Source organism: Gottfriedia sp. ABJ_BB2_2 (genome assembly GCF_055484705.1).
Genome location: NZ_JBVFKR010000002.1, coordinates 145406 through 164115, shown reverse-complemented (window position 1 = coordinate 164115; position 18710 = coordinate 145406). Strand labels below are relative to the sequence as shown.

General features: G+C 34.1%; 11 protein-coding genes. 9 read left to right on the top strand and 2 right to left on the bottom strand.

Going from position 1 to position 18710, the window contains the following annotated elements; translation table 11 throughout:
* Nucleotides 1–32: 32 nt before the first annotated feature.
* Nucleotides 33–941, bottom strand: coding sequence for a LysR family transcriptional regulator (locus tag ACX6U0_RS05775; protein ID WP_464959027.1), 909 nt, complete (start codon nucleotides 939–941; stop codon nucleotides 33–35).
* A 455-nt stretch (nucleotides 942–1396) separates the two neighbouring features.
* Between ACX6U0_RS05775 and ACX6U0_RS05770 the strand changes: the two genes are divergently transcribed.
* From ACX6U0_RS05770 to poxB, 9 genes are all read left to right on the top strand, one after another.
* The gene (locus ACX6U0_RS05770; protein WP_464959026.1) at nucleotides 1397–3388 is read left to right on the top strand and encodes an alkyl/aryl-sulfatase; all 1992 of its coding nucleotides are present in this window, start codon (nucleotides 1397–1399) and stop codon (nucleotides 3386–3388) included.
* A gap of 122 nt (nucleotides 3389–3510) precedes the next feature.
* Nucleotides 3511–5028 carry an aldehyde dehydrogenase family protein gene (locus ACX6U0_RS05765; protein WP_464959025.1) on the top strand — a complete coding sequence of 506 codons (1518 nt, stop codon included), beginning with the start codon at nucleotides 3511–3513 and terminating at the stop codon, nucleotides 5026–5028.
* A gap of 47 nt (nucleotides 5029–5075) precedes the next feature.
* A complete protein-coding gene (locus ACX6U0_RS05760; protein ID WP_464959024.1) occupies nucleotides 5076–6284 on the top strand; it encodes an iron-containing alcohol dehydrogenase in 1209 nt (402 codons plus the stop codon).
* Nucleotides 6285–6376: 92 nt separating this feature from the next.
* Entirely contained in the window at nucleotides 6377–7891 is a 1515-nt protein-coding gene (menE, locus tag ACX6U0_RS05755) for an o-succinylbenzoate--CoA ligase (protein ID WP_464959023.1), read from the top strand.
* 175 nt (nucleotides 7892–8066) lie between these two features.
* The gene (locus ACX6U0_RS05750; protein ID WP_464959022.1) at nucleotides 8067–8255 is read left to right on the top strand and encodes a hypothetical protein; all 189 of its coding nucleotides are present in this window, start codon (nucleotides 8067–8069) and stop codon (nucleotides 8253–8255) included.
* Nucleotides 8256–8268: 13 nt separating this feature from the next.
* Nucleotides 8269–8523: a spore coat protein gene (locus tag ACX6U0_RS05745; RefSeq protein WP_464959021.1), complete on the top strand. Its 255-nt coding sequence runs from the start codon at nucleotides 8269–8271 to the stop codon at nucleotides 8521–8523.
* Nucleotides 8524–8726: 203 nt separating this feature from the next.
* Nucleotides 8727–10004: a helix-turn-helix domain-containing protein gene (locus tag ACX6U0_RS05740; RefSeq protein WP_464959020.1), complete on the top strand. Its 1278-nt coding sequence runs from the start codon at nucleotides 8727–8729 to the stop codon at nucleotides 10002–10004.
* Nucleotides 10005–10152: 148 nt separating this feature from the next.
* Nucleotides 10153–14316 carry a S8 family serine peptidase gene (locus ACX6U0_RS05735; RefSeq protein ID WP_464959019.1) on the top strand — a complete coding sequence of 1388 codons (4164 nt, stop codon included), beginning with the start codon at nucleotides 10153–10155 and terminating at the stop codon, nucleotides 14314–14316.
* A gap of 229 nt (nucleotides 14317–14545) precedes the next feature.
* The gene (gene poxB / locus ACX6U0_RS05730; RefSeq protein ID WP_464959018.1) at nucleotides 14546–16282 is read left to right on the top strand and encodes a ubiquinone-dependent pyruvate dehydrogenase; all 1737 of its coding nucleotides are present in this window, start codon (nucleotides 14546–14548) and stop codon (nucleotides 16280–16282) included.
* Between the two features lie 152 nt (nucleotides 16283–16434).
* Here poxB and ACX6U0_RS05725 read toward each other — a convergent pair whose 3' ends face one another.
* Nucleotides 16435–18117 (bottom strand): M4 family metallopeptidase, encoded by a 1683-nt coding sequence (locus ACX6U0_RS05725; RefSeq protein ID WP_464959017.1) that lies wholly within the window; start codon nucleotides 18115–18117, stop codon nucleotides 16435–16437.
* Between the last annotated feature and the right edge of the window lie 593 nt (nucleotides 18118–18710).

Sequence of the window (18710 nt, the reverse complement as noted above, 5' to 3'; positions counted from 1 at the left end):
TATCATTTCCCATCCAAATCTATTGTAAAAGATTAATTTATATAATATTGCAATTCAGATTTAAGAAATTTAATAAAATGCTTTTCAATTTTAGTAGGTCGTCTATTCTTTGTGTAAATTAACCCGAGTGAAACATTTATAGGTTCATAATTCAAGATATCAAGCTCAATAATTTTTCCTTCTAATAAATAAGTATTATTTTTTATAGCAAAGTCAGGAGCAAAAGTGATGGCCATGTCTGTTGAAACTGTTCTTGATAGTTCTTCTGTTTGATTGGAAGAAAATAATATATTCATTTTTCCAAAAGAATTTTGAAAATGATTACTGAACCATTTTACATAATCCCCATTATACAAAACAATATCTTGCTGTAGGATTTCTTCTGGTGTGATCGATTTTTTTAAAGCAAACGGTGATTTACTACTTACATAAACCTTCATGGTTCCTTCGAGAATGTGATCTACATGTAAATTCTCTATATTTTTTAATAAATCCTCATAAATACAAATTAAGCCGATTTCGGCTTTATTCTGTTGAATATATTCAACTGTTAGTTCAGTAATATTTTCTGACATTTCAACAGTTAAATTAGTGTACAAATTCTTAAATTCCATTAATGGTTTTATTAAATGTGTCATAAAAGCTGGAATAGTAGATACCCGAAAGTTACCAGAATGTATATCTAATATTTTTCTTGCCTCATCAATTAATTCACCATATTTTAACAAAACTTCATTTGCTTTAAGAATAATTTTTGAACCTTCATTTGTTTGTACGACGCCAGAGCGAGATCGTTCAAAAATTTTAACCCCTAGTTCTTCTTCAATCTTTTTAATATCTTGACTAACGCCAGATTGGCTTATATGAAGATTCTGCCCAGCTGTAGAAAATGATCCCGTTTTAGCGACTTCAACAAGTACTTCTAGTTTTTGTATGTGCATACTGTGACCACCTTTTTTACATAAACCCTTAATTAAGTAATTATGTTTCATGATGAAAAAACCTCTAAAATTAAGTATTAAAATTTGTGGACTTCCTATTACAAATTCTAATTTTACTATGGAACTTCCGAGTAATACAATTAATTCTAATATTTCTTAATTTTCAAAATAAATGGAAGGGGTGAAATTCAACAAATTATTCAATACATAATGTTCTCTTAATTTTTTATGTTTTGCAAGCGTTTTCTTGTTTATCCACATTGTTAGAAATAATTTTATAAAATGTGAAGTTGAAAGCTACTAAACATTCTTCATTCTTTTAGAAAAGAGCATTTTAAACAGTTAAAGTTAAACATACTACTAGTCATTAAGTTGCATTGGAGCGGAATACAACAAATCAAAGAAATAATAAATTCCTTTTACAAATTTAATTCATTTATCGAGGTGGAAAGCACATGTCAAAAAAGTTTTTGTTCACTAAAACAGTACCTGTTGCACTTACGTTGATGTTAAGTACATCGATCTCAGATGCCGCAACAAATACTGCTCCCTTATCGGCGACAAAAATAACAACACAAAAGAATAGTTCGGTTTATAAAGAATTAAACTTTGCAGATAAGCAAGATTTTGTAGATGCACATAGAGGATTTATTGCACCACTAAACAATAAACCAATAAAAAATGCAACTGGGCAAGTAATTTGGGATAGTAATCGATATTCGTTTATAAAAGAGGACAAATTTGCGGCGGCAACAGTTAACCCAAGTTTATGGAGACAAGCTCAATTACAAAATACAACTGGTCTTTTTAAGGTAGTTGATGGGGTTTACCAGGTACGTGGGTTGGATCTATCAGTCATGACAATTGTCGAAGGAAAAACAGGATTAATTGTGTTGGATACAATGTCAACAGTTGAAACTGCAAAAGAAGCGATGGAATTGTATTTTGCACATAGACCAAAACAACCTGTAAGTGCAATAGTAATCAGTCATAGTCATGCAGATCATTTTGGTGGCATTAAAGGAGTTGCCCAGTATGCAACAGATCCTACTAAGGTTCCAATCGTAGCTCCAAACGGATTTAATAAAGAAGCATTAAGTGAAAATGTACTTTTAGGTAATATCATGTCCCGTCGTGCTGGTTATTCATTTGGTAATCTGCTACCAGCAAATGAGAAAGGATTCGTTACAGCAGGTATTGGACCAGGTTTAAGTACGGGAACATTCAGCTATCTGCAGCCAACTATTGAAATAAAAGACGATGTCCAAACAATGCAAATAGATGGTCTTACATTTGAATTTTTATTAACTTTTGATACTGAAGCCCCTGCTGAAATGCATTACTACATCAAGGATTATAAAGCATTAGTAGTAGCAGAAAATACAGGACATACATTACACAATATTTATACATTAAGGGGAGCAAAGACAAGAGATGCCCTTAAATGGACAGAAGCACTTGATCAAACAATTGATTTGTATGGTAAAGAAGATATTGATGTAATGGTAACTGCACATAGCTGGCCGTTATGGGGTAAGGACCGAGTAATTGAGCAATTAACAAAACAACGCGATGTATATAAATATATTCATGATCAAACGATACGTATGGCAAACTTAGGCTACACTGCGGATGAAATCGCGGATAAAATCAAGCTCCCACAAAGCTTAGACAAGTATTGGGCTAATCGTGGTTATTATGGGAATATAAAACAAAATGTGAAGGCTGTATATAATTTTTATCTAGGTAACTATAGTGGAAATCCTTCAGATTTAGATCCACTTCCTGAACTAGAAGCTGGAGCTAAATATGTGAAGTATATGGGCGGAGAAAAAAATATTTTGAAATTGGCTAAAGCTGATTATAGCAAAGGTGAATATCGCTGGGTAGCTGAAGTATTGAAACATGTAGTGATGTCGAATCCGAAAAATACTGAAGCAAAAAACTTACTTGCAAATGCATACGAACAATTAGGTTATCAAGCAGAGTCTTCAGTATGGCGTAATGTCTATCTTACTGGTTCACAAGAGCTTAGAAAAGGTGTTGTAAAAGATGACTCTAAACGCCCGAATCCTATGAATCTAGATATGCTTATGAATATGCCAGTTGAAGATTTTATGAATTTCTTCTCAATAAAACTGAATGGGACGAAAGCGGAAGGTAAACAGTATGTTTTTAATGTGTCATTAACAGATTTAAAAACGAATTACTTAATCAATGTAGGTAATTCAGTTGTGAACTATAAACAAGGACAACAGGCTACAAACCCTGACGCTACATTAACAGTTGATAAAGTAACATTTTACTTAATTGCGCTTGGTTTGGCTGACATAGATAAGATGGAAGCAGCCGGTAAGATTTCTATTTCAGGAAATAAAGATAAATTTAAAGAATTATTGTCAATCATGGACAAGTTTGATCCATGGCCAAATATCGTTACACCTTAATTAAAGAAACATTAGGTAATAAAGTTTAATCTCTTATATTTAGACTCTGTTAAAACAAGATTGTTATACAACATGTTCAGTTTAACAGAGTCTTTTTAAAAACTATTTTAGGAGGGCTTTTTATGCAAACAGCTGTAAAAGTATTGGAATTTCCACTTTATATTGATGGGAAATGGACGCCTGCAATAAGCGGTGAAACTTTTAATGTGAAAAATCCGGCAACTGGTGAAGTGATCGCTAAGGTTGCAAAAGCTGGAAAACAAGATACAGAGTCTGCAATTGCTTCTGCTCGTAAAGCCTATGATTCAGGTGTGTGGGCAAAAAAATCACCTAAAGAGCGCGCACAAATTTTAATTAATTTTGGAAATAAAATTGTAGAGAACTCTCAGGAACTAGCTTTCTTGGAAGCAATTAGTTCAGGCGCAACTGTAAGAAGAATTTCAAATCTTGATATTTTGTATTTAGTAGATTTACTTCAACAAACTGCAAAATTTACGATGGAATATCCGTTTGTAGAATCTTTACCAGTTATTCCATTCCCAGGTCCAAGCAATAATCAAGTTTGGCGTGAATCAATTGGTGTAGTAGCTGCAATTACTCCTTGGAATCTTCCTATGCTTTTAGCAATGTGGAAAATTGCACCTGCACTTGCAATGGGTAATTCAATTGTCGTAAAACCTGCTTCAAATACACCGCTATCTACTCTAAAACTAGCTCAGTTAGCAACTGAAGCTGGAGTTCCAGCGGGTGTATTCAATGTACTATCTGGGCCTGGGGCTACAGTTGGTGAAGTATTAGCGACTCATCCACACGTAGACAAAATTGCTTTTACTGGTTCAACAGAAGTAGGTCGCCATATTATGCAAATGGCATCTGAAACAGTTAAACGAGTGACTTTGGAATTGGGTGGTAAATCACCATCAATCGTTTTACCAGATGCTGATTTAGATATCGTGATTCCAGGAAGCTTATTTGGATTCTGTCTACACTCAGGACAACTTTGTGAATCTGGTACAAGACTTTTAGTTCATGATTCTATCTACGATGAAGTTGTGGAAAGACTTGGTAATCTTGCATCTTCTATTACAATTGGAAACCAGCTAGATATGAAAAATGGTATGGGTCCAATGGCTTCTGAACAGCAGCTTAATACCGTATTATCCTATGTTGAGTTAGGAATCAAAGAGGGTGCACGTTTAGTTTGCGGTGGAAAACGATTAACTGGTGAAGGTTATGAAAACGGATATTTTATTGAACCTACAATTTTTGCTGATGTTAATAATAAAATGAAAATTGCTCAAGAAGAAATTTTTGGACCAGTCCTGTGTGTCATTCGCTACTCAACGATTGAGGAAGCAATTGAAATTGCAAATGATACGATCTTTGGATTGGCAGCTGGAGTCTGGTCAAAGGACGTAAACAAGGCACTTCAAGTTTCTCGTGAAATAAAAGCAGGAACTGTCTGGATTAATGACTGGCATATGCTTAGAAGTGATGCGCCATTTGGTGGATATAAACAAAGCGGATTTGGTCGTGAGCTTGGAAAATATGCATTAGATGAATACACACAAGTAAAACATGTTCATGTTTCATTAACCCCGGAACTAAGTCAAAAACCGTGGTACGGAATTTTATTATAAGAAAAATAGATTTTTAATTAAATAAAATAATAGAAAAGAGTGATTCTATGGTAACTTCATTTTTTCAATTTTCAGTTCGAACAGTTGTCAATAGTGGAGCAGGAGCGCGTTCGTTATTACCTGAAATGATTAAAGGGCTAGGAGGTAAAAGAGCTGTTCTTTTTGTAGATAAAGGGATTACTCAAGCTGGGATTACAAAAATAATTAAAGAGTTATTTGAAATTGTTCCTGGTGCTGTACAACTTGTTGGCGTATTTGAAGACATTGAACAAGATGCCAAGGGAGAAATTATTAACCGAGGAGCTAGGTTCTTTAATGAATGTAATGGTGACACATTAATTGCTGTAGGTGGAGGTAGTGTACTTGATACTGTTAAAGCGATCAAATGGATGTTACATAAAAAAGTAAACGATATCCGTGAAGTTCTTCTTGTAGGTAATAAAATGGAATTTTGGCCAGATGCTGAATATATTCCAATTCCGCACATTGCAATTCCAACGACAGCTGGAACTGGAGCAGAAGTATCTCCTGTTGCAGTCATTTTGAATGAAATTGCAGGCATAAAAACGAATCTATTAAACCCATTTATTAGCGCAGATATGGCAATTTTAGATCCTGAATTAACGGTTGGATTACCTCCGAAAATCACTGCATTTACAGGATTTGATGCATTAACTCATGCAGTCGAAGCGTATTTCTCACCACAATCGAATCCAATGGCAGATGCATATGCGATTCAAGCAATTCGAATGATTGTAGACAACTTACAAACAGCAGTTCATGAAGGACAAAATGTAACAGCAAGAGCGAATATGTTAATGGCAAGCACAATGGCGATTTCAGCTTTTAGTCTATCACTTAACGCGATTCCAGTTCATAATATGGCTCACGCACTAGGTGCAAAATTTAATATTCCTCATGGACTAGCCAATGCTGTATTATTACCAAATGTTATGGAGTCACTTGCACCTTTCTATTTAAAAAGAATCCATGGTTTTGCTGAAGCACTTGGATTAAATGATGTTCCATCAAAAGCAGAGGAATGTCTAGAAGAAGTAATTTCATTCATTCGTGATCTTCGTAGTAAAGTAGGATTACCAGATACATTTGCTGATTTTAATGTGGATGTAGAAAATATGACTTATATTGTAGCCAAAGTCCATAGTGATCCAAGTGGAATATTTTTTACTATTCCTCCTGAAGTAATTGCAAAAGTTTCAAAAGAAGTCTCAGGTACTAGTTTAAGCGTTTCATAAATTTATTTAAATGTGAGGCATCATCAATTTTATGGTGGTGCCTTAAGTCTAAAAATTGAAATCTTTTTTAATTAATAGGAGGAAGAATATTAATGGATTGGAATTTAAATGAGAGATTGAGAAAAAGTGCTCAAACTGATCCAAATCATTCAGCTATATTATTTGAAAATGAAAAAATAACGTATAGAGAATTAAATGAGTATGTTGATCGGTTTGCAAGGAGTCTAGCATCTAGTGGAATAAAAAAAGGTGACAAAGTTGCAATTATTTTGGGGAATTGTCCTGAATTTATCATCTCATATTTTGGCATTCTTCGTGCTGGAGGTGTTGTAGTACCGATCAATCCAATTTATAGTCAAGAAGAGATTTCATATATACTTGTTAATAGTAAAACGAAACTTGTTATCGCACAATCTATGTTAGAAACAATAATTGTGTCTCTTGTGAAAGAGGTGAATTCGATAGAACATGTTTATTACGTAGAAACGAATCATTTAGAATTAGCTTGGGAGCAATTGATTTTAGAAAAGAAAAGTAATAATGATTTACCATCTACGACTGAAGAGGATCTTGCGGTCATTTTATATACTTCTGGAACGACAGGAAGACCTAAAGGTGCAATGCTTTCACATAGAAATTTATCTTCAAATGCAGAATCAATAGCAAAATTAACAGAATTTACATCAGAAGATCGGATATTAGCAGTTCTACCAATGTTTCATATCTTTTGTATGGCTGTCTGCATCAATACACCTATATTATGTGGGGGGACAGTAGTCATCTCAGAAAAATTTAGTCCAACTGATGTCATTCATACAATAATGACTGAAAAGGTAACTCTTTTTGCGGGTGTACCTACTATGTATAGCATCTTATTACAATTAGAGGGTTATTCTGCTGACCAATTTAAAACACTACGTATCTGTTTATCAGGTGGAGCGTCTTTACCGATCCAGGTCCTTCAAAGATTTGAAGAAAAGTATAAGGTCAATATATTGGAAGGGTTTGGTTGTACAGAAACAGCTCCTGTTACGGCTTTCAATCCTTTAAAAGGGATTAGAAAAGTTGGCTCTGTTGGAATAGATATTCCAAATGTAACGAATAAGATTGTTGATCCCGATGGAAATGAAGTACCAAGAGGAGAAATAGGTGAATTAATAGTAAAAGGGCCAAATGTTATGATTGGTTACTTAGGAATGCCAGATGAGACATCCGCTTCAATTAAAAATGGTTGGTTTCATACTGGAGATTTAGCGAAAATGGATGAAGATGGATATATTTATATTGTTGATCGAATGAAAGATATGATTATTGTAGGTGGGTATAATGTTTATCCACGTGAAGTAGAAGAAGTACTCTATAAGCATCCTGCGATTGTAGAAGCGGTTGTAATTGGAGTACCTGATCCGATTTTTGGGGAACAAGTTAAAGCTTACGTTGTTCGTAATGATCTTATACTAAGTACTGATGATTTAATCATATTTTGTCAAAATCAATTAGCAAAATACAAAGTTCCTAAGGAAATAGAATTTATGAATGAGATGCCTAAAAATAGTACAGGTAAAATTCTACGAAGAGAACTCCGCACCTATAGCAAGACTAACTAGATATTATATATAGATTACGAAAAGTAAGAGGATATTTCTCTTGCTTTTTTTGTTCAATTTGAAAATATAATGTTAAAAGGAATCGTGTAGTTTGTACCAAATCTTATTTTCACGAATAGATTTTCCACATTTAGGAAAATTAATAGAGTATTATGCTTTGAAAGGAGATGGAAGTATGAATCAATCATTAACAGAACTTGAAGTTGAAAATCTGCGTCATATTATCGGAGGACATAGTACGATCGCTACTAAATTAGAAACATATGCAGATCAATGCACTGATCCTGAATTAAAGGCAATGCTACAAAGAGATGCTCAATCTGCAAGACAATCACGTCAACAACTACTATCGTTCTTAGGGTAAGGAGGAAAGAATCATGTTACAGGATAAAGATATGGTAAATGACTACTTAGCAGGACTTAATGCAAGCTTAACGGGTTATGCAGGATATATAAGTGAATCCAATAATACAGAATTAAGACAAACTTTAATTCAACTTAGAAACCAGGACGAAGCACGTCAAAGAACTTTATACAATTATGCGTTAAATAAGGGCTACTATAAACCAGCTGCACCAGCTCAACCTGAAATCGTTCAGCAAATTAGAACTGAGCTATCTTCGAATCAGTAAACAGTTTCTTTAGTGGAAAAGTTCAAACCAAATTTTGGTTTGAGCTTTTTTTATTGATTCAATGACAATTGAACTATGCAAAAATTACTTCTATTACATCTAGATTATCTTTTCATTAATTAAGAGGATTTGGACAGTTTAAATGGAATGTTTACCTAATTAAAAAAACATTTAACGATGACATAATATAGTGAGGTATCCTAATGAACCAGATTCTATTATATGAATTTCTCAATTTAATGGAAGTGAAAAATTGGAATAAAGTAGACTTAGCGAAACATTCAGGGATTCATATAAGTGATATCAGTAGAGTTTTTAATAATAAAAAACCCCTATCATTGCATTATTTGGATGCTCTGACCAAAGCATTTGGTCTTGATGAAGGAACTTTTTATGGATTATATACTCAATTATGCTTTAATCAAAATCGATACTTGGATAAACGCAGAAGTGTAGCTTTTATTTATAAATGTGCTATTAACGGTTTTAAGGTAGAACTAGAATTTATGATTACAGTTATGCTAGAGGAAAAGTCAAAAACAATTCGCACAAAAAATCTACAAAATTTATTTCATATCGCTGAAAAGTTATTTTTGGAAGGGAAAGAAAAAGAGGCATTACCTTTGTATGAAATCATTATTCACCATATGCCTGATCCAACCTCTGAAGAAGTAGCAATCAGTTATTTTAGAAAGTATTATGTAAATAGACTAACGGAGGAAGGGCCATCCACGCTCGTTCATGTATTAGAATATGTAAGCTATATGCCAGCTGAGTTTCAAGAATTAACATTTTTATATATTACAGCAACCTACTATATGTTAAATGATTGGGACAAGGTTCTCCATTACGCAAAACGTTTAGAGAAAATCGCCAGTCTTGATAAATATTATGGCTATGGTCTAGTTTATCAAGGCTTCGCTTTAACTAGATTAAGTCATTCGTTAAAAGAGGTATTAAACGTAATAGACAAATATGAAAAGGTGAATCAATATTTTGCAGACATTGCAATTGGCAACCGATTTGTTGCAAGGATAGATTTTGGTGAATTACATTGTGCTGATGAATATTATGAATGGCTAAAAGATAGAGAAGATTTGTTTGTAGGATTACCTAGAATCATAGAAGCATATGTGAAATTAGGAAGATTTGAAAGTGCATGTCAGTTATTAAAAAGACATGAAAAAGAGATTTTTGATATGGCGAATAGTTCAAATCTATTTCAACAGCAATTATATTTAGATTACTGTTATGCAACTGCTCTCTTAAAATGTGAACTAGAGGATTACAAGAATGGATTAAATGAATTAATCGACGTTGCAATAAAAGTAAAAAATGCCGGAATACTTGAGAAATTTAAAAAATGCCTTTTAGCTATTTGGCATTATAGGGGTCAATTAACAGATGGATTAGATGAAAAATATATGCAAATGTTAAGTGATGAAAAAAATAATGATTATAAAGAAGTCGCGAATGGATAGAGCTGATTACAGCTCTTTTTTTGTTGGATTTGTCGAAGTTTGACGAAGATTTTTTCGTCAATTGATAGAATTTTTAGAAAAATAAATTCTGTCAAATCTCCTTATAATCAAGTCAGAAAGATATTATTGGCAAGAAGGGGAGAGAAGAATGAATCGTTTTATAAAAGGTACAGCAATATTAACTTTAAGTACTGGTGTTTTATTTAGCTCAATTCCAGTTCAACCTCAACAATCAATTGTAAAAGCAGCTTCATCTGCTACTATTGAAGAAATCCTTTCAACATTAACGGTTGAACAACGCGAGGCTCTTCAAACATTAAAAGCTACTAGTCAAGAAGGTTTACAATTGCCAGATTCGGTAGATTTAGAGAGTACAGATAACTTATCAGTTATTGTTGAGTTTAAAGATAAGCCAGCAAAAGTTGCAGTCATTGAAGAAGCAACAAATGGAAATAGTCTTTCTATTTCAGAAGCTGAACAAAATGCAAAAGAAGCACAAGATACGTTTAAAAATGATCTTGAGTCAATTTATAAAGAAGATTTAAGTGAAAATAAAAATGTATTCAAAATCAAACATAAGTATAATAACTCGCTAAACGGAGTATCGATTGAGCTTCCTGCAAATAAAGTGAAGTCATTATTAAAATCAAAAGTTGTAAAAGCTATATGGCCTAATCAGGTTATTAAAGTTGAACCACCTACTAAAACAGACAGCAATACAGAAGCAAAAAAAATAGCAAATGAAGTATTCCCAGGAATTAATAAGTTACATGATGAAGGATTTACTGGCAAAGGGATTAAGGTAGGTGTTATTGATACTGGTATTGATTACAATCATCCTGATTTAACAGACGCATACAAAGGATACCGTGCACAAAAAGGAGTAGATCCGAAATCCATTTCGCCAAGCTCAGTAAAAGGATGGGATTTTGTAGATAATGATGCAGATCCAATGGAGACTACATATGATGATTGGAAGAAATCAGGTCTAGCAGAAAGAGATATACTTACAGGGTCAACTTTTTATACAGAGCATGGTACCCATGTATCTGGTATCATTGCTGGAAGTGGAAAAAATAATGCAGATTACGCAGTAACAGGTGTAGCACCAGATGCTGACCTTTATGTGTATCGTGTTTTGGGGGAATTTGGTTCAGGGTCAACTGAGAGTGTGTTAGGTGGAATTGATAAATCGGTTGCAGATGGAATGGATATTATTAATTTATCGCTTGGAAATTCGAGTAATGACCCAGAGAATATCGAAAGTATCGCAGTAAATAATGCTGTGCTTTCAGGTGTAACGGCAGTAGTAGCTGCTGGAAATGCTGGAGATAGATCCTACACATTAGGTGCTCCAGGAGCATCAGCTTTAGCAATTACAGTTGGTGCCAACGATACGAAAACTGAGATTGCAACTTCAAAAGGAACTTTCCATGGAACTGCAGATGTTAAATCAGACATGAAACTATTAGGTAAAGGCTTTGGTGATAATGTAGATAGCCTTTTAAGTAATCAGTTGCCGATCATAAAAGTTCCAAATTCCGGCACAGATGCTGACTATAAATCAATCGATGTTAAAGGTAAGATTGCATTAGTAAACAGAGGAGTTATTGCACTAGTCGATAAAATTAAATTTGCTAAAAATCATGGCGCAGTTGCAGTCATATTAGTCAATAATGTACCAGGTGAAGGATTTATTCCAACATACATAGGTGCAAGCTATGGATTAGTACCAACATTCTCAATGTCTTATGAACAAGGAACTGAGGTTGCTTCAAAACTAGGTACAACGCCGACATTTTCTTTTGATGAAATGGGTAAAGTTGTAGACGAGGGTAGTAAATTAGCGACTTTCAGTTCTCGTGGGCCAGCTCGAATCACTTATGATATTAAGCCTGAAGTTACTGCACCGGGTGTTGCTGTATTTTCAACTGTCCCATCTTATATGCACGGAGCAGATCAAGTTGGTAAATATGAATACGCATATGATAATTTGTCTGGTACATCAATGGCTACTCCAAATGTGGCTGGTGTTGCAGCATTATTATTACAAGCAAATCCAAACTTAACGCCTGCACAAATTAAAGAAACATTAATGAACACAGCAGATCCTTTAAATGGAAATTATAGTGTTTTTGAAACAGGAGCAGGTCAAGTAGATCCATATGAAGCAATTTATTCTAAAACAAGAATTGAAGTAATGGATGAGACAAAAGGTAGTACTGATAAAAAAGGAAACCTAAAAACAATTAAAGACTTAACAGGTGCACTTTCATTCGGTGTATTTGCACCAGCTGGAACAAATGTTAGCGATCAACGCACTGTAAATATCTATAATAATAGTAATCTAGCAAAAACATATAATGTAAATGTTTCGTTCCAAACTGACCGTCGAGGTTCATTAGATGCAGATGATAATGGGGTCATGATTGTTACTGAGAAGTCAATTAAAGTTGATGCCAACTCAAAAAAGAAATCTACTGTTGCGATAACAGTTCCAAAATCAGCGAAATTAGGTATTTATGAAGGATTTGTAACATATACAAATCAAAATAATCCTGATGAAACCTTCCAAGTTCCTTTTGCGATTAAAACAGTAGAAGAAGGGATTAATTCTCTTGCTATGAGCCCTCAAGCATTTACTCAAGTATTTGATTCAGCTTATAGTGGTCAGTTAATTTATACAAATGCATTAATGAGCATTAAATCTCATATGCGTACACTTGATATTGTTCTTGTAGACGGTAAAACAGGTCAAGACTTAGGATTTGTTGGTACGATGAGTGGTTTAGGAATGGATGAAAATATTACGTATGGCATTTCTAAAGTATTTAATGGATACTATTACAAATTTACTGGTGATGAAAATCAACCAATTGCCTATAACCAAGATCTAGCAAAACCAGGTTATTATAAGTTGAAAATAATTGGTACAAATGATGCAGGAAAAACATTCTCACAAGAAGCACCGTTCTATTTTGACAACACAGCACCAAAAATGACAATCAATAGTTCTGACGTTCTCGAATATAAGAATGGACAATCTAATGTTACGATTACAGGTTCGGTTTACGATAAGGAAACGTTAGAAATGCAAAAGCTTGGAATGAACTTTAATCAAGGAAGTACAAGAGTATTCTATCAAGATCAATTAGGTGGAAGAGCGGTATCAGTACCTGTAAATCCAGACGGTACGTTCACAGCTACAATTCCAACAAACCCAACAAGGGCTATGTTACTATCATTCTATGCAATGGATGCAGCTTCAAATAAAACGTTTAAAGAAGGTCGAGAGATTTTTGTAACACGTGATGATGTAACTTATGGATTTATGCAACCTGAAAAACGTACTGCTAAAATGGGTGAAACAGCTCATGCAACGTTAAATTTAAATAAAGCAAGTGGTGTAAAACAAGTAGTTTATAAATTCTATCATTATAAAAACGTAGCAACAATGAATGTAACTCCACACCAAAGTGTAGCAGATAAAGTGAATATTACTGTTACGGATAAAGAAGTTAGTACTGGTTCAAATACAATTGAATCAACAGTAACAATTACATCTAAAGATGGGTTTACTCCTTTATCTGGTGACCTTAAGCTAGCCGACTTAGAATTCAAAATGGGAAGTGAGTATACACCATTCCCTGTAACTTTCCCAGCTTATATGTCGAGTGTTATAGTTACAGATACGAATAATACCTCAAAAGCAGTTCCAAGTGGAAACCCATCTATTTTCTACATGGAAAATACCAGTTCATTATTCCGTGGTAGTAAAAGTGCTGAGGCTTTCTTAGATCCAAATGGATCTGCAACGGGATCTATTGATTACTCAAAATTAGGCGTTAACGTAAAAGCAACTAGTTCAAATGGAACAGTTTACAATGGGAAAAATAATTCTTCAGTTGTTTTCGAAATACCAAATTTACCATTAACTGATGATCATTATGAGTTTACACTCGATTTCCCTGGACACTTTACAGTTCACAAAGACTTTACAATTGGATTCCATGAAGATGGAAAAGTTACGAATCAAAACCTTTACTATCGATTAAATACAGCGATCGCAGGGGATGTAAATAAAGATGATGTTATTGATGTATTGGATGCGATCTATTTACAAACTTATTGGGGAACGAATAAACGAGCAGCAGATATTAATTTTGATGGTGTAGTTGATGGAAAAGACATGGCATTTGTTGAAAAGAATTATTTAATGCAAAATCCTACAATTAACAATGCACCAGCGCCTAAGAAAAAATATAAATCACATACATTAGAAACGGTGAAAAGTTCACTTGGTATTCAATAAAAAGTTCAGGAACAACTACGAATCATGTAGTTGTTCTTTTTTTATTTCAAATATCATTCATGACAAATTCGTTTTGAATAAAATTCCAAATAGAACCAGAAATTGAAATTTATGTATATCACTCTGGACAATCGTAAACCATAAGTTTAGTAAAATGACAACTCACAATCTGAGCTGATTCTTTTCTATTAAAGAATCGGTCAACATTTATTTGGATAAGGAGAACTATATGAGGAAGACAATTGCTGATTTATTAATCGAATCTTTACTGCAAGCAGGTGTTAAACGAATTTATGGTATTGTGGGAGATTCACTCAATGCAGTGTTGGATTCCATTCGAAAATCTAAAAAAATAGAATGGATTTCAGTTAGACATGAGGAAGTTGCTGCTTTTGCGGCAGGTTCAGATTCTTTATTAAGCGGAAGTATTGCGGTATGTGCTGGTAGTAGTGGACCTGGAAATCTGCATTTAATTAATGGACTGTATGACTGCCATCGTAGTCGAATACCTGTTCTTGCAATTGCAGCTCATATACCAAGTGTTGAAATAGGTGGAGAGTATTTTCAACAAACAAATCCAGAACAATTGTTTAAAGAGTGTAGTCATTATTGTGAGACAGTTACTAGACCAGAGCATATGCCCCGATTGGCCACGATTGCGATGCAACATGCCATTTCACGTAAAGGTGTTTCAGTACTTGTACTACCAGGTGATATTGCAGCACTAGAAGATAAGGAATCGATCCCTGAACAAGTGATTCATGTTACGACACCTGTCATTAGGCCATCCAAACTAGAGCTAGAACGACTAGCAGACTATTTAAATGAAGATAAAAAAATAACACTGCTTTGTGGAGCAGGGTGCGAGGGTGCTCATTCACTTTTAATGCAGCTTTGTGAAAAGTTAAAATCTCCTATGGTAATAGCGCTTAGAGGAAAAGAGCATCTTGAATATGACAATCCATATAATGCCGGATTAACGGGACTTATCGGTTATTCGTCAGGATATCATGCGATTATGGATGCCGATATTTTGTTAATGCTTGGGACAGATTTTCCATACAGGCAGTTTTATCCAAAGGATGCAATTATTTTACAAGTAGATATAAGAGCAGAGCATTTAGGAAGAAGAGCAATGGTTACTTATGGTTTATGCGGTGATGTATCTGAGACAATACAAGCATTGTTACCTCTATTAAAAGGAGACCGAGATCCAGAGCATCTAAATAAGTATGTATCTGCATATGAGAATGTTCGAAAAGATTTAGATAGTTTTGCAATTGGTAAACCAGGACGAAAGCCGATTCATCCGCAATATTTAACAAAAGTAATTAGCGACCTAGCAAGTGAAGATGCTATCTTTACTTGTGATGTTGGAACGCCTACACTTTGGTCGGCAAGATATCTTCAAATGAATGGTAAAAGAAGATTACTTGGTTCTTTTAATCATGGGACAATGGCAAATGCCCTACCTCAAGCTATTGGTGCTCAAATTGCAAAGTCGGCAAATCAAGTAATTGCTTTATGTGGAGATGGTGGTTTGTCCATGCTAATGGGGGATTTATTAACTTTACATCAACATCAATTACCTGTAAAAGTAGTCGTTTTTAATAATAGTGCTCTTAGTTTTGTTGAACTAGAAATGAAAGCAGCGGGATATTTAGAGACAGGAACTAGTTTATCAAATCCTAATTTTGCAAATGTTGCTCAAGCAATGGGAATTGAAGGCATTCGAGTTGAGGATCCGGCGGAATTACAATCTGCTTTACAACGTGCCTTTGAACATAATGGCCCATTCTTGGTGGATGTAGTTGTAAACCGTCAAGAATTAGCAATGCCACCAAAAGTAAGCTTAGAACAGGCACATGGTTTTACATTGTGGACCCTAAAAGCTGTTTTAAACGGTCATGCAGATGATGTCATAGATCTTGCGAAAACCAATTTATTAGATCGTTTTCATTTATAAATCAACATTTTGACTGTCTATTCATTTGGACGGTCTTTTTTATTAGTTGAAATATTGATTAAAAAAAGCCGATTTCCATTGCTAAGGAAACCGGCTACTCTTTATAGAGAAGGGGAAAGTATTTACATTTTACGCATGTTGTTTAAGGGATATTAATTAATACCTACTGCACTGAAAGAATTTTTAACTGCAGTAACTTCAGCAGAACTTGCACCATATAAATCTGATGCTGATTGAACTAATGCAGCGCGCGCTTGGCTAAAAGTTGAAGATGCTGTTAAGTAAACTGTATTTGCACGGTAGTAAATTGCACCTAACTTATCATTGCCGATACCTGTTACTGTTACCCCAGAGAAAGTGCCACCTTTTGCTAATAGGTATGCCTGTTTATTGATGATTCCGCTATTTGTATGAACCCCACCATAGTCAGCAGTTCCTGTGTAACGTTTAGAGTAATGATCAGGATCACCGTATTTTGTTGGATCACTCATAGAACGTAAAGCATCATTAGCGATCGAAGGAGTATAGATATCTTCACCAATTTCATAATCTGGACTACTGTTCGTATAGAACTCAACTAATGTTCCAAAAATATCAGAAATTGCTTCATTTAGAGCACCTGATTCATTTTGATAAATTAATTCTGAAGTTGTGTCAGTCACAGCATGTGTTAACTCATGTGCCACTACATCAACAGAACCTGATAATGGGATGAATGTAGAGCCATCTCCATCTCCGTAAACCATTTGCGTACCATTCCAAAATGCGTTATTGTATCTGCTACCATAGTGAACGCTAGATTTTAATACGCCACCATTACCGTCATAAGAATTACGTCCGAAAACATTTTTATAATAATCGTATGTTTTACCAGCATAGTAATGAGCGTCAACGGCTGCTCTATCATATGTAGCATTTAAAAGTGTGTCAACACTTGACCATAAAGAACCAGACAGACGAGTACGATTAGCTGCATCATATGTGTAAATACCATTTCCTCTCGTATTATCTTGTAAATAATAATAAGATCCAGAAAGTAGCATATTTAATGGTTTTGAATCACCCAGCACCCCATAACCTGTTCCACTTACATTTGTTCCAGTTAGCGTACCTCCTGGTTTTGCAGCAGCTGCTGTTTGAATATTTTGTTCGTTTTTACCATGTACTGAATCAATACTATTGTATTTATTTAAAATCTTACCTGATGACGCTTCAATAAAGTAGTTATAATTACCAGGTTCAGGTGATAGGAAGTTTAAGTTAACGTGATAAGCATATGTAGCTTCGTCACCATTTACGTAAACAACTAAATCAGCTGTTGGTAATTTTTCATATTCAGGAATAAAACCAAGATCATCTTCAGCAATCGAGATAGACTTATTCTCGTTTACTTTCTTTTCTGATTTCAGTCCTTTTTTTGTTTCTAGGTCAGGTGCTACTGTTCCCGAGAAAGTAGTTAAGACACCATCTTCATTAACAACAGCTGCTTGAGTAGATCCCCATACAGGTACACCATTATACACTTGTTGTAACTTAACTGAAGTATAACCAAGATTGTCTTTAGCTTTTGATTTAACAGTGAATGATTCAGTTGAATTTTTAGAACCTAATTTAAATTTGTCTTTGTTTGCGTTTACATAGTCATAAACAATCGACTCAGCACTTTTTGCTGATGGCTTTGTTAAATTACCTGATACGAATTCTGGAGATCCAACTTTCTCATTGTACTTGTAATTTGATAAAACATTCTTCGGTTGTGCAAATGCAGATGATACTGATAATGAACTAACAGCTAAACCAAAAGATAATCCAATTGCTAATGTTTTTTTGTTCACTAAAATTCCTCCTAAGGTTAACATTTTTGACTCAGGAAACCATCGTACCATCATAATTTACATTGTTCAAACAATTTTTAATATTAAGAATATTGTAAAAGAGTGTCGTAAAACAGAGACATTTTACGTGTGTAAATTGTTTCATTCCTTAAATAGTCACGAATTAAAAATGGTCAATTTGAAATGCTTGAGCTATTAGTTCTATTTAAAGGGGGGGTAATACACAAGTGATATATCAGTATTCATAATAGAATGCATCTTAAAAATGGTAATATATTACCAATTAAAATATCTTTTTTATAAATTCATAAAATGATAATTAGACAGATTAAGGATGAAAACAGAGTAAAAACTACAATTTTTGCAAAGGAGAATGCGTAGTGTTTTATAGTCTATCTTTGTAATTTCAAAAAGATTTTTATGTAGCAAAGTAATGAACAATAATTTAATAGAAGAATTAAGAAGAAAACTAGCAAATGCAAAACTCAATTCTAATAATATGTTAAGCTCCTTTATTTTGTAGATTTTGTCTTTATTAATTAATTGTTAAAGTTAGTTATTTAGTAGAATCGCCGTTTCTAAATATGTTTACC